Below are 13,814 nucleotides of genomic sequence, written 5' to 3'. Positions count from 1 at the left end.
AAACACTCTGCGTCGCAAAAAACCGGTACAATCGTGCGCCGAAATGATGTTCATCCCTTTGTGAGGATCCGATGCCCAAGCTGAATCTGAATTGGCCCGGTGCCCGTTTTGTCGATCCGGTCGACGCGTGTTCACAGGCGCCGCAGCGACCTGTCCAGAGTCGCAATCCATTTTTGAATCCCCGCCAGGTTGCCAAACGCTGGCAGGTGCTGGATGCGCCAGAGGCACAGGCTCGACTGCTGGATCCGCAAAGTGAAGCGGAGATGTCCCTCTATGCCAATAACATTGAAAATTTCATCGGTACCATGAAATTGCCCCTGGGATTGGTGGGACCAATGCGGGTCAAGGGAGGCCACGCCAACGGAGACTTTTACCTGCCGTTGGCCACCACAGAGGCGGCCCTGGTGGCCTCCTACAACCGGGGAGCGGGGCTGATCACCGAAGCGGGTGGGGCAAATACCCGGCTTTTGAGCGAGGCGGTGTTGCGAACCCCGGGTTTTATTTTCCACTCCCTGGTGGAAGCGGGGCAGTTTGTCGCCTGGGTAAGCACTCAGTATGAGCAGTTCAAGGCGATCGCCGAGTCCACCACGCGCCATGGCAAGCTGACGGAGATCAGCGTAAACATGGAGGCCAACAACGTCTACCTGGTGTTTGAGTATCAGACCGGCGACGCTTCGGGTCAGAATATGGTGACCATCGCCACGAACGCCGTGTTCCAGTACATCCGCGAGCACAGTCCGGTGGCCCCGGTCCATGCCTTTGTCGAGGCGAACCTTTCCGGTGATAAGAAGGCCACGGCACAAAGCCTGCGCAATGTCCGCGGTAAAAAGGTGTCCACCGAGGTGTTGATCCCGGCACAACTGGTCAAACAGCGCTTGCACACCAGTGTGGAGTCCATGGTGGCTTATGGTCAGTTGTCGGCGATTGGGGGCGTGATGAGCGGCTCCATCGGTGTGCATGGCCACTATGCGAATGGCCTTGCGGCCCTCTATATTGCCACGGGGCAGGATGCGGCCTGTGTGGCGGAATCTGCCGTGGGGATCACCCGGCTGGAGCAGCGCCAGGATGGCAGTCTCTATGCCTCGGTGACCCTGCCCAACCTGATGATCGGCACCGTCGGAGGCGGGACAGGCTTACCGGCGGCGCAAGCCTGCCTGGATCTGATGGGGCTGGCGGGAAGCGGCCATGCCAAGGCACTGGCCGAGGTGGCGGCGACCCTATGTTTGGCGGGTGAACTGTCGATCATCGGCGCCCTGAGCGCGGGCCATTTCTCCCGTGCCCATCACAAACTGGCGCGTAAGTAGGGAAAGGCCGGGAAAGAGCCCAGGCTCTGGGGAAGAGCCTGGGCTCCAGGGAAGCGCCTGGGTTCCGGGGAGAAGCCTGGGTTCCGGGGAGAAGCCTGGGTTCTAGGGAAGCCTGGGTTCTAGGGAAGCGCCTGGGTTCTGGGGCGAAGCCTGGGTCCTAGGGAAGAGCCTAGGTTCTAGGGAAGAGCCTAGGTTCTAGCACCGAGCACCGAGCACCTGCTCTTCCTAGCACCTGCTCTTGCTAGAACTTAGAACCTAGAACCTAGAACCTAGCATTTAGCGCTTTACGTACTGGGCCGGCGTCTTGGCGAAGTAGTTGTTGTAGGTGTTGAAAAACGCCATGCCCAGGTGCTCGTCGAGTGCGGCCAGGCCAAACAGCATGGAGGAGTAGTCCACGGCCTGGATCCGGCTGGCCCGCCAGTCGGTGTCTTTCAGGCTGTAGCGCCACAACACCTGGCTGCCATCGGACAACTCATATTTGGCCAGTTGGCGCTCATCCCGGTACATGGCGAGCAGATCGTCTCGGGCATGCTCCACATAGGGCATAAAGCCGGCAACGATATGTGGCGTCACCACCTGAAAGTCATTTTTCGTAGGTCTGCCTTCCAAGGTGACGCGATCGACACAATAACCGCGCTGACAGGCACCGGCACCGCTGCCCCACTCGTAGCTGCGTTGTCCCCAGTCTCTGTCCTGCCACCAGGCGTAGTCGGCCTTAGCGGCCTGGGTGATGGCGGCTTGGTACTCCTCGGAGTTGGAAAAGTGGTGGACCAGGAAATTGTTGAACTGAAAATTAAACATGGAAACGAAGTGGTTGCGTCCCTCGGACAACACGTCGATGCCGTTGTAGTTGGCCTTGGCGATTGCGTCAGTGTTGGCATACCACTTGTTCCAGAACTTGATGGCCTTGTGGTTCGGACCATAGCCTTTGTCCAGTGCCTGCTGATAGGCCAGGTTGGCGACGATCATGTATTCGTTGAACGCCTTGGTGCGGTGTTGTTTGAAGCTGCCGTCTTCATGGGTCGCCAGCCAGATCCAACCGCCCTTGGCGTCGGCGATAAACTGGATCATATCGGTGGATTGGTAGATCTCGTCCGCCAAAGCCCCAATCTCGGCATTGTCTGGCCAGTAGTTTTTGGCAAACAGGGCACCGGAGATCATGATGGCGGAATCGATGGGGCTCCAGTCATCGCCGATGGTCTTGCCGGTTAGGGTGTCGAAGAAGTGGATGTAGGTGCCTGAATCCGTGCGGGGTACAAAGATGTTTGGATCCTTGCCCGCCATGACTTTAAGCGTTTGCAGTGCCAGGGCTTCGGCATCGGGCTCCCAACCCATTTCAGCGCCGATGGTCAGGGCGATCAGGCCCATGCCGACGTTGGCGATGGAGCCCCGATCCGCCGGTCCGTTGAAGCGGTAGGCATCCTGGTAGAGTCCGTTGTCCTTGCGGATCAGCTGCCAGTAGCGGTAGTTGTTGCGAAACTGCTCGGCGAGGATCTCGCTGTCGCTCAGGTGGGCGCTGGCCGGATCGATTGGGTAGCCATGGTTGGTCAGGGACGGGGTGGCACAGCCGGTTAAAGCCAGGCCTAACACTAGGGCGCCGAGTGCGTGTACTTTCATGGTTTATTCTTCTCCAGAAATCCGTTCGGAAAAAAGCCCACAACACAGGTTGTGGGCTCTTGTTGCGGGGGTTAGCGGCTGTAGCTCGGCTTTTGCTCGTTGTAGTAATCGTTATAGGTAGTGAAGAAGGTCATGCCCAGGTTCTCTTCCAAGCCTGCCAAGCCAAACAGCATGGTGGAGTTGTCGACGGCCTGAATCGTGGTGGCTCGCCATTCTGGCTGTGCGTAGCTGTATCGCCACAGGGCCAGGCTGCCATCTTCGAGTCGGTAGTGGGCCAACTTGCGGGGATCCTTGTAGAGGGCCAACAGGTCATCTCGGGCACGGTCGGAGTAGGGCATGAAGCCAGACATGATATGGGGAGAAATGATCTGGAAGGGATTTTTGCCTGGCTGATCCGGAAGCGTCATGCGATCCACACAGTAGCCCCGCGGACAGGCACCGGCACCACTGCCCCACTCGTATTCATTACGGCCTTCGACGCCTTGATCCTGCCACCAGGTGAAGTCCGCCTTGGCGGCATTGCGGATGTAGTGCTGGTAGGTCGGATCGCTGGAGAATTCGTGAACCAGGTAGTTGTTGAACAGGTAGTTGAACTTGGAAATAAACCATTTCTGGTTGACGCCCAGTACCTCGATCCCCTGATAGGTTGGCTTTGACACGTTTTCGGTGGTGGCGTACCACTTGTTCCAGTAACGCTGGGCCTTGGCATCTTCGCCTTCGCCCTTCGCCAGGGATTGTGCCCGGGCGATGGAGGCAACGATCATGTACTCGTTGAACGCCTTGGTGCGATTTTCCTTAAAGCTGCCGTCCTGGTACTGAGCCAGGAACAGCTGACCACGCTCCACGTCGGCGATAAAGTCGGTCAGATCCGTGGTCTCAAAGAGTTCATCGGCCAAGGCGCCAATGCGTGGGTTCTCACTCCAGTAGCGCTTTACGAACATGGCGCCGCTGAGCATGATGGCGCTGTCGATGGGGCTCCAGTCATCCCCTTGCGCTTCACCGGTTTTGGTGTTGAAGAAATGGATGAAGGTCCCTTTCTCATTTCGCGGAACCGAAAAATTGGGATCTTTGCCAGCCAGCATGGCCAGGGTCGTTTCCGCGAGCTGCTCGGCCTGAGGCTCATAGCCCAATGCGTGGCCGATGGTCAGTGAGACCAGACCCATGCCGGCGTTGGCGATGGAGCCACGCTGGGTATTGCCCTTTAGCTTATAGCCATCGTTGTAGCTGCCGTTGTCGTTGCGGATCAACTGCCAGTAACGGTAAGCATCATGGGTCAGCTCCTGGATGATCTGCGCATCCGTTTGGGCTGAGGCCGAATTCGGCTCAGGAGCGTTGGTTGTTGAACAGGCCGTCAACAGGAGGGCCAGGGTGCTGGTGGTAATCCACTTCTTCATACTTCTGTATCCATAGGTTTTGTTTCGAGCAGCGCACGTGGCCGCTTTAGAGCATTATTCCCCAATCAAGACTAACTGGCTGTCAATTTAGGAAAAGGAACTTAATGAATGTGATGTTTTGCGATTATGGACGGGGCCGGTAACAGCCATAGATGCAGTGATCGACCACCTTGCCGTTGAGATCTTCTGCTCGGGTGATCACCCCTTCGAGTTTCATTCCCAGGCGTTCACACACGGCCTGGCTCGGACCGTTCCCGGTGGCGGCCTGGATCTGGACTTTCTCCAACTTTAACTCGGTGAAGGCGATGTCGATCAGGTGCTGTACCGCCTGGGTGATCAGGCCCTGACCTTGCGCCGCGCTGGCCAGCCAATAGCCGATCTTGGCGACCCCGAGTTTGTGGTTAATGTCGTTAAAGCTGACGCAGCCGACCAACGCCCCTCGATGAAGCAGGACACAGACCATGGCGCGACCTTCGGCATAGTCCAGCAGGGACTGGCGGACAAAGCCCTGAAACTGGGATTCGGTGCGGCAGTGGGGCGGCCAGGCCAGCCACTGGGCCAGGTAGTCGCGATCGGCTGAGACCACTTCGGCCAATTGGCTCGCATGGCTGGGGTGGATCAATTCCAGGGACAGTTCGGGCGTCAGGACTCGGCTAAACATACAGGTTTCTTATTGTCATGTTGGCCGACCAGTGTAGCGAAATAACGCCTGTGTTGGGGGTGAAGTGATGGGTGATTTTAACCCTTTTCCCCCGGAGTCGGCGGCAGGATGCAGGGAGCAGGGAACAGGGAGCAGGGAGCAGGGAGCAGGAAGGAGCAGGGAACAGGGAAAAGCAGGGAACGGGGAACAGGGGGGAGCAGGGAGCAGGGAGCAGGGAGCAGGGAGCTGGGAACAGGGAGCAGGGAGCAGGGAGCAGGGAGCAGGGAGCCCGGCGCGCGGTTCTTGCTCTGCCTGTATTCTGTCGTCTGTGAGCCTAGCGTCCTGTATTCGGCCTTTGAGGGAAACGGGTCTGGTGAGCTTCGCTGCGCTCAACTCATCCTACGAGGTGGGGAGCGAAGCGGCTGTGGGCGTGGCGTCCGGTATCTTCTTTGGTAGGGAATGGGTCATGGTGAGCTGCGCTGCGCTCAACTCATCCTACGAGGTGGGGATACCCTACGAGGTGGCGAGATTGCTGCGGCTTGGTGAGCTTCGCTGCGCTGCGCTCAACTCACCCTACGAGGTGGGGATACCCTACGAGGTGGCGAGATTGCTGCGGCTTGGTGAGCTTCGCTGCGCTCAACTCACCCTACGAGGAGGGGATACCCTACGAGGTGGGGGACACCCTACGCAGTAGGGGGAGGGACGTGGCATTCCAAAGGATAAAAAAACGCCCCGGCGCTTTCGCGCCGGGGCGTTGTTCTCACAAATAAACGCTTACAGGGCGTAGCTGAAGGTCAGCATCACCAGGTGGGCGTTGTAGTTGTGGTTCAGGTTACCCAGAGTGTACAGGTTGACGACAGAGCCGTTTTGGATGTGATCCACATTGGCAAAATCGCTGTCCTGGTAACGCTCGTAGCGGTAGTCCATGCGCAGACCCATCTTCTCGGACAGGGCATAGTCACCGTAGAGGTTGAAGCTATGGCTGGTGGAGAAGTAGTCGCCGTACTGGCCTGCAGTGGCGATGGTGACGCTGGTCTCGCTTTCGGAGTCCGCGTACAGGTAGTCACCGCCTACGGTCAGTGCATCCACGAACAGCCCGGTGTAGGCCGCGCCGAAACCTGCGTTGAGGAAGCTGTCTTCCACACGGTCGAAGCTGGTATTGGCGGCAAACTGGTTGCGCTGCTCAGACTCGATCCACTGCTGGCCAATGAAGGCGTGCAGGTTCAGCTTGTCGGAAGCGATCCAGTTGGCGTTCACGTCGTAGCCATAGTCGTCGGCTTCCAGCAGACCAAACTCGGTATCGCTGTAGTCGTCGTTGGCGTAACGCAGGGTCGCCGTCAGGGACAGGCTGTCCATCGGGGTGTGACGGATGCGAAGCTCGGCTTCGGTACGGTCACGGTCCGCCAGGTGGTAGCGACGCAGAAGGGCATTGTCTTCGCTGGAGGTCGCGCGAGCGGCCTCAAACTTGGAGCCATCGCGGCTGCTGAAGCCGGCCTTCAGGCCCAGATCCAGGTTATCCAGTGCGGTCACACGCAGACGACCCCAAACGGCGTGGTCGTTGGTCTCTTCCCGCTCCAGATCGCTACGCTCCACCTGCTTGTACTCATAGCCACCGTCGAGACGGTAGCCCTGGGCGATGCGGTAGCTGGCACCCAGTTTGGCGGTGTTGCGGGTGATGTCGTAGCGCGCGTACTCGGTCACGTCACCGGACAGGGCATCGATGGCGATGCTGTTGCCGGTAAACACGGTGGAGTTGTTGTCGCGATCACTGTAGTCGTAGCTGGCGGTGACGCGCAGGCCACGGGCCAGAGTGGAGGCCACCCGGAAGCTGGCGTCGGTGGTTTTCACTTCACCGTCGAAGCCACTGATCGCTGGATTGAGGCCACCGATCTGGGTCATGCCCTGATCCTGGGTCATCTTGCCGGTCACGAAGCGGCCCGCGAAGTGGGTACGGCTCAGGCTGTACTGACCGTTGGCCACCACATGGTAGGCTTCGTTGCTTGGCGCGGTGCTGTAGGCGTTGGACAGACCATTGTACTGGTAGCTGTCGGCCAGGTTGTTGCCGTACTTGGAGGCGATGTAGGCCACACCCGTGTGCCAGTTCTTGCCCGTCAGCTTGGCGCCGGCTTCCCAGCGATCCGTGGTGCTGTCGATGTCGGCGGCGAAGTTCGCTGCCTGACCATCCATGCGGTACAGGGAGGCGCGACGCTTGCCGGTTCTGTCTTCACGCTGGAAGTTGGCGTAGGTCTGCCACAGCTCGCCACCCAGATCCAGGGCAAAGCCGTACTGCTCGCGCTTCACCTTCAGATCGTGTTCAACGTCGGTAGCCGGTTTGACCAGGGTGTTGCCCTCCAGGGCGAACGGGCTGATGGCGCCGTTCACGTCCCAGCGGGTCTGGGTGCCGTAGTTAAAGGCCACCACAGCACTGCCGGCCTTGCCAGCTGCCAGGCTCAGGCTGCCGTTTTCGCTACCCAGTTGACGCGCGTCGATGTCCAGCTTGTGGCCATCTTCACGGCGGTAGCGAATGTCCGCATCCAGCGCACCGGCGAAGCCGTCGGTGTCGCCCAGAGCATTGGCGGCGTGGTTATCGCTGGTCTCGACCAAACCGGCAGAAACACCAACGGTGCCATGGGTGCCGTTCACTGGCTCACAGCGCTTACATTCCCACTTGGCGGTGTCCACCTTCTCCAGATTGGCGTTGGCCAGGCCGTAGTTGGCCATGGCGGCGCCGGAGAAGCTGGCCAGGGCCAGGGTGATGAGGTTCAAACGAGTTTTCATCTTGCCGCTCCTTAGCGCATCAGCTTGCTGCCAAGTCGCACGTCTGGGTGGTTAGACCCGTGCACTTGGTTGTGGCAGTTCAAGCAGCTCTGGCCACCGGTATAGATGGAGTTGCCGTCACGGTCAGCGGTGTGACCCTGGTGGCAGTCCAGACACAGTTGCGGTGCGCGGTAGTCCAGCATGGCGTCGTTCACTGAGCCGTGCGGGTTGTGGCAGCTGGCACAGTTTTCGGTTACCGGCTGGTGTTCCCACAGGAACGGACCGCGTTTTTCGGCGTGACAGGCGTAACAGGTGTCGTTAACGCTGAAGCTCACCAGATCCGCTTCGCTCATGGTGCCGTGCGGGTTGTGGCAGGAGCTACAGGTCATCTCACCCCACTGCATCGGATGGGTAGAACGCTTGTTCATGTCCATCTTCTGCTGAGTGTGACAGCTGGTGCAGGTCTCCACTTCGGTGGCCTTGTCCAGGATGGGATCCTGGGCCACGTGTACCTGGTGACAGTCGGCACAGGCCACTTCTTCCAGGTTGTGGGTGGCGTTATGCCAGGCCATGCGCTCTTCGCCCTGGTGACAGGAGAGACACACACTGTTCTGCTTCTCGGCAGACAGCGGGGTGTCGCCACCGAAGGTGATCATCGGCTCGGACTTGTTGCGGTGGGTACCTTGTGGGCCGTGACAGGCTTCACATTGCAGGCCCGCCATCGGCGACTTGGACTGGTCGGCACGACCGTGGACACCGTCAAACAGGGCCATTACGGTCTCGCTGCGACGGTGACACATCAGACAGCCATCGGCGCCTTGGCGGGAGTAGTTCCCTTCGGCGAACTTGGTGTCGAGGATCTGCTCCATCTCGGCCTGAGGCATAGCGTCCCAGGTGCCGGCGGTGGCAGTACCCAGCAGCAGCGCTGCACTACCCAGTAGGGTGGCGATCAGCTTTTTTGCTTGCATGGTGTTGAATTCCTTAATCAAGAAAAGGTTAAGGTGAGCCCGACGGGGTCGGGCTCACGCCTTCTTTACAGCTTGACGGAGTGGCTGGTGATCAGCTTGTCCAAAGCGTGACAGGTGGAGCAGGACTCCAACGGAACCAGGTCTGGGTTGCCAGCGTCGAAAGTGGCACCATTATGTTCCATGTGCAGGATGGCTGCAGCAGGATCCAGATTGCCGATGTTCTCCCAAGTCACGTTGCCGCTGCGGTCGGTTTCTTCATACTGACCGGCGTGACAGGATGCACAGGTCGCGGCGATCGGAGACACGTAAACGACATCGGCATCGTCAGCACCACGTTTACCCAGGTTGACCTTCACTGGCTTGGACTCGGCGATCTGATTGATGCCGAAAGTGGCACCATCGTGACAGGCGGTACAGCCCGCAGTGCTTTGCGGGTAGGTATCGACGTTCTTGTTGTCGGCATAGGCGCGGGCACGGACATTGCTGTGCAGGGAGTGCACCAGCAACTTGTAGTCAGAGCTGTTAACGATGGAGTTGGCGATGTTCTTATCGAAAGCACCGTCCGCAGACTTGCTGTCACCACGACCCTGGTTCGGGTTGTGACAGGTCTGACAGCCTTGGTCGTAGGCCATACCGTAGTGGTAGGCTTCGTTACGATCGCCGTGACAGCTCATGCAGGTTTCGGTGGAAACCACCTCACGGCGACCCTCCTCAACCAGCCCATCGGCATCAAATTGCGCTGTGATGCTGCGCAGGTACTGGATCTCTACGTCACCTTCACACTTGACGATTTCGCGGCCACGGGTGCACACGGATGGGTAAACGTGCAGTGTGGTGATCTCACCGTCGGTCAGAGCCAGGTTTGCGTTGGCCACGGTCAGGTGCATCACACCATCAACCAACTCGCCACCCATAAGGTTGGCAGAAACAGAGCCTGGAGTGGCGTCAGCATCGATGTTGGCACCCAGGTTCATGTTGAAGGTTGGGGTCAGGTTACCCAGGTAGTTTTTGTAGCCGAAGTAGTCAGCGTTAGCCACGTCAACTGCGACACCGTCGCGTTTCACTTCGACGGCCAATTCGACAGTCGCTGGAGTCTCCAGTCCATTGTCGGCTTTGGTGTAACGGGCGGAGACAACGTTAAACTCGATGCTGTCCTGCAGGGCGGAGATCTGATTGAGACCACCCATGTGGGCTTCGAAGGTGCCCATGACCGTATTGGTGCCTTCGGCGGTATGACAGGCCACACACTGGCTGTTGTCATACTCAGTCATGTGGCGGTTAACGATTGGCTTAGGCTTGCTGCCTTCGAAGCCGTCGTTGTGACAGACGGAACAGCTTTCCACGGTGGGAACGCTCATCCAGTTGCCCCACTCACCATAACCTTCGGCATCGGTCTCGAAGTGACAGGTGGTGCAGTCCTTGAACGCTGTATCGAAGCCGGACAGAACATGTTTATTGTGTACGATCAGGGTCAGATCACGGGTCTGAGTCCCCTCGTCATCGTGACACATGGTACAGGTTTGGAAGTCGGCACCACGGTCGTTCCCGTGGTAGATGGACTCGGCATCGCTGTGACAGGCGTGACAGCTGGCCGGATCGACCATGTTCTTGTCGAAACGCGCGGCAGAGCCATCGGCAGCGAAGGTGTCGAAGACTTCGGTGTAGGGCACCACGGTTTCGCCGTCGATCAGGGTGCCGGGAACCACAACCAGACCCACTTTCTGAGTCAGGTGTGGGTTGACTTTGTCGTTGTTAAACTCAACCTGGTAGTAGCCGTTTTTCTCGTCGGTAATCACGGCATCAGATTTATTGATGCTCTCCCAACCGGCACGCTCGCCAACACCACGCTCACCCACAGGGTAGAGCTGGGTGCGGCGGGCGGTGAAGCCCTGCAGGCCCACGACCACTTCGTCGTTTTCGTTGGTGGCCAGTACGGTGACGGTGGTGGTATCACCTTGGTTAACGATGCTCTCAACCTTGAGGCTCAGCTCGTTGATCTCATCGGCGACCGGAGGGGTTACGCCGGGATTGCCAGGCTTACCGTCTTTACCGTCGCTACAGCCAGTCAGGCCGGTGGCCACAACCGCTGCAATGGCGCCCAGGCGCCAGAATTGTTTTTGGATAGTCATCATCTATTCCCTGCAAAAGAATATGGGGCACTAAAGGTGTGCCGAACCGCGTTAATTTCCACCGACATCGGTTGCGGCAGAAAGTTGGGCGGTCACAGTGTTTTATAGCAACTTAGGTCAAGGGAAACCGTGATTTAGGTCAGCCATTTATCGGGCTTTACAACTCAGATCTCCGCTTTTTGCACTTATCCCAAAATGAGCGATATTCCGCCAGCAAATGCGTAGACGCTTATGGGGTAAGTGTCAAAGAAAAAGCGGCCTTAAAAGGCCGCTTTGAGATTCAATAATTCGTCTTAGTAACGAACAGGGTGAACTTTGTCCACGCCGTAGGATTTACCCTCAGCGTGACAGGTGGCACAGGACTCGGAGCCGTCGTAGGTACCAACCGGAGCGCCGAATACACCGCCGTTGGATTCAACGTGACCCTTGTAAGCGGCTTCGTTCTTGGTGTGACAAGCGCCACAGGCGGCCGCAGTTGGGGAGTACTCAACCTTGGTTGCATCATCATTGGCTACGCGGGCGATGACGGCTTTCTGGCTGCCCAGTTCGGTCATCTTCAGCTGGCCCTGGTCGTGACAAACGGCACAGTTACCATAATGCTCGGTAAAGGTGATGCGACGGATCTCATCGCTGCGCTTGTACATGTTGTCAGGAGAGCCGTCTTCTTTCGCACCGATCCACTCGTTACGCTTGGAAGCGTGCAGGGTGTGAACCATCACCTTGTAGTCCAGGTTGTTGTTCAGGGTACGATTGTAGCTGCTGTGGTAGTTTGCGTTGCTGCTGTTGTGGCAGCTTACGCAGGAGCCGTCGGTGAAATCGTCAGCCAAGTGGCTACGATCGTGACAGGCGGCACAGTTTGCACCTTTATCTGCTTTGTTTGAGTGTACTGAACGTTTGTTCAGCGGATCGCTGGCGGACAGATCCATCTGAGCATCATGACAGGCTACGCAGGACTCTTGAGAAGCCACAACGCGGCGAGCTTTGCCGTCATTGAACTCAGAGAAGGCAACGCTCTTGGCTTTTGCAGTGGCAGTCACCAGCTCAAACTCCATTTCGGCGTTGCAAGGTACGACACCTTCGCCGCGGGCAGCACAGATCTCCGCAGAGGCGGTAATGGTACCCATGTTAGTCACTTTGAAGTTAGAGGCGTCAACATGGTAGTTGAAGAAGCCGTTCTCGCCTTCAATGATCACCAGATCTGCCCCCTGAGCTACCAAGTCAAGCAATACGCTGTTGTAGCGAGAGGTGTAATCTGTGTTGCCGTTTACATCAAAGTTAAAATCAGTGGCGCCATTACCGATAGCGCGTACTGGCAGAGACTTGATGCTGTTAATCAGGTGGGCTGGAGCAGCAAAGACTTCACCGGAGGTGTTGTCAGTCAGGCGAACACCAAATACAAGAGTATTGCTCTCTTCACCGTTTACGCTTTGGCGCACAAACTGACCTTCTGCCAGTTCGATCTTAATCGCGGATGCAGCGGTATCTTTTGAGGTCCACTTGCTCATGTGGAACTGGTTGGCACCCAGATCGCCTTCGTTGCGAACGTGACAGCCGTCACAGCTTTGCGCCCAGCCGCGTGGGAAGAAGCGGTTACCGTCTTCATCACGACCGTGGAACAGGTCTTTCGGGCTCATCGCCTTTTGCTCGTCGGTGCGGGCGTGACAGCTGTGGCAGGTAGAACCTGCAGTGCTGTTAAAGGCATCGGCCTGGGCCGGTGCATCGACACCTTCGATGTGACAGGTAGAACACTTCTTCCAGTCAGTCGGGTAGGTTACGTTGGAGTAGTCGTAAACGGTGCCGCCGTAGCCAACCATAAAGTACTTGCCTTTATGGATGTCGTGCAGCATGGCGCCCATTTCGATGGTGGCGCCGGTTTCCGGGTCTGCGGAGTAGTCGGTGTGACAAACAACACAGTTCTCGAAGTCGGTGCGTTTGCCACCGTGGAACGCCAGTTTCGGTGCCCAGGCGTGGTCATATTCATCGTTGTGACAACGCAGGCAGGAGGCTTCCAGATCGACGGTGTTGCGGGTCTCGTCTGCGTAGGCAGCACGATCCAGCTCAGGAATGAAGTCGTAGTGCTCGTTGACCAGAGCCTCTTTTACGTCACCGCGAGCGCGAACCAGTTCCATGGTCACTCGGTGAGTCAGGGTGGCATCGTAACTGGTGTCCAGGCCTTCAATCTGGTCGAAGTCTGCCAGTGCCGTTTCGAAGGTGAAGGTGTACTCGCCGTTGTCACGGACGGTTACACAGTCAGTTTTACAGGCACTGTAGATGTTTGCTTGAATCTGAGTACCGGCTTTGTCTTCGTAGCCTGGTGGAACGTGTGCTGGGTTTTCTTCTTTGAGGCCATTGATGTAGCTGACCCATTTAGGGGTTTTCAGCTCACCGATACCGCTTTCAACCGGTACCAGCTTGGCAATCCCCATACCCAGCGCGTTAACGTCGACGGTCTCCAGGCTGTGGATGGCCACGCCGCGCGCGTCTTCCAATGCGAAGTCGATGGCAACGACGCCCGCTTCGCTGATGGTAGCGTGCTGGATTGTGGCGTTGATGGATTTGGCATCGTTGAAGTGAATGCCAACTGGACCAGGGGCACCATCGGCACCATCGGCGCCATCTTTGCCGTCGGAACAACCGACCAGCATGGCGGAAACCGCACCGGCCGCAGCCAGCAGTTTCCAGTTTTTGTTATTTGCGATCATCTCTTTTCCCTGCAAATTGAAAAGAATTCTTTCATTACCCATGGGAATTCATGGGCTTCGCAGAGTCTATTTAAGGGGGGAGTGAGGGAACGTGATCCTGATAACGGCTGTGGTCAAGACGGATTGTGATCGGACTGTTGCAGGCAAATGGGGTTCAGGCAGTTTGGGTATGGATGGTCAGTCAAAAAGTCGCAACAGGGACTGATTAAAAAGCAGAAAATGGAATTCTGACTTGCCAAAAATTCGACGCTCGTGATCGGGGTGAGGGGGGGAGGTGGTGAGGCTGTTCCGGTTTGGTTGTTG

Annotated in this window: 8 protein-coding genes; 1 reads left to right on the top strand and 7 read right to left on the bottom strand. The window is 57.6% G+C overall.

Features of this window, described 5'->3' with window-relative positions; genetic code table 11:
• Positions 1-71 precede the first annotated feature (71 nt).
• Positions 72-1,304, top strand: coding sequence for a hydroxymethylglutaryl-CoA reductase (locus tag AC2D8U_RS00095; RefSeq protein ID WP_484616995.1), 1,233 nt, complete (start codon positions 72-74; stop codon positions 1,302-1,304).
• Positions 1,305-1,580: 276 nt separating this feature from the next.
• On the opposite strand, the gene AC2D8U_RS00090 is transcribed toward AC2D8U_RS00095, so the two are convergent.
• From AC2D8U_RS00090 to AC2D8U_RS00060, 7 genes are all read right to left on the bottom strand, one after another.
• Entirely contained in the window at positions 1,581-2,921 is a 1,341-nt protein-coding gene (locus tag AC2D8U_RS00090) for a hypothetical protein (RefSeq protein WP_484616994.1), read from the bottom strand.
• 71 nt (positions 2,922-2,992) lie between these two features.
• Positions 2,993-4,315 (bottom strand): hypothetical protein, encoded by a 1,323-nt coding sequence (locus AC2D8U_RS00085; RefSeq protein ID WP_484616993.1) that lies wholly within the window; start codon positions 4,313-4,315, stop codon positions 2,993-2,995.
• 124 nt (positions 4,316-4,439) lie between these two features.
• A complete protein-coding gene (locus AC2D8U_RS00080) occupies positions 4,440-4,976 on the bottom strand; it encodes a GNAT family N-acetyltransferase (RefSeq protein ID WP_484616992.1) in 537 nt (178 codons plus the stop codon).
• Positions 4,977-5,729: 753 nt separating this feature from the next.
• Positions 5,730-7,733, bottom strand: coding sequence for an MtrB/PioB family decaheme-associated outer membrane protein (locus AC2D8U_RS00075; RefSeq protein ID WP_484616991.1), 2,004 nt, complete (start codon positions 7,731-7,733; stop codon positions 5,730-5,732).
• A gap of 11 nt (positions 7,734-7,744) precedes the next feature.
• Positions 7,745-8,680 carry a DmsE family decaheme c-type cytochrome gene (locus AC2D8U_RS00070; protein ID WP_484616990.1) on the bottom strand — a complete coding sequence of 312 codons (936 nt, stop codon included), beginning with the start codon at positions 8,678-8,680 and terminating at the stop codon, positions 7,745-7,747.
• Positions 8,681-8,745: 65 nt separating this feature from the next.
• Positions 8,746-10,809 carry a multiheme c-type cytochrome gene (locus AC2D8U_RS00065; RefSeq protein ID WP_484616989.1) on the bottom strand — a complete coding sequence of 688 codons (2,064 nt, stop codon included), beginning with the start codon at positions 10,807-10,809 and terminating at the stop codon, positions 8,746-8,748.
• A gap of 293 nt (positions 10,810-11,102) precedes the next feature.
• A complete protein-coding gene (locus AC2D8U_RS00060; RefSeq protein ID WP_484616988.1) occupies positions 11,103-13,511 on the bottom strand; it encodes an OmcA/MtrC family decaheme c-type cytochrome in 2,409 nt (802 codons plus the stop codon).
• Positions 13,512-13,814: the final 303 nt, after the last annotated feature.

The organism is Ferrimonas sp. YIN67 (genome assembly GCF_057219095.1).
Note: the sequence above shows the minus strand (reverse complement) of the source record. Positions and strands in the feature narration are given on the sequence as shown.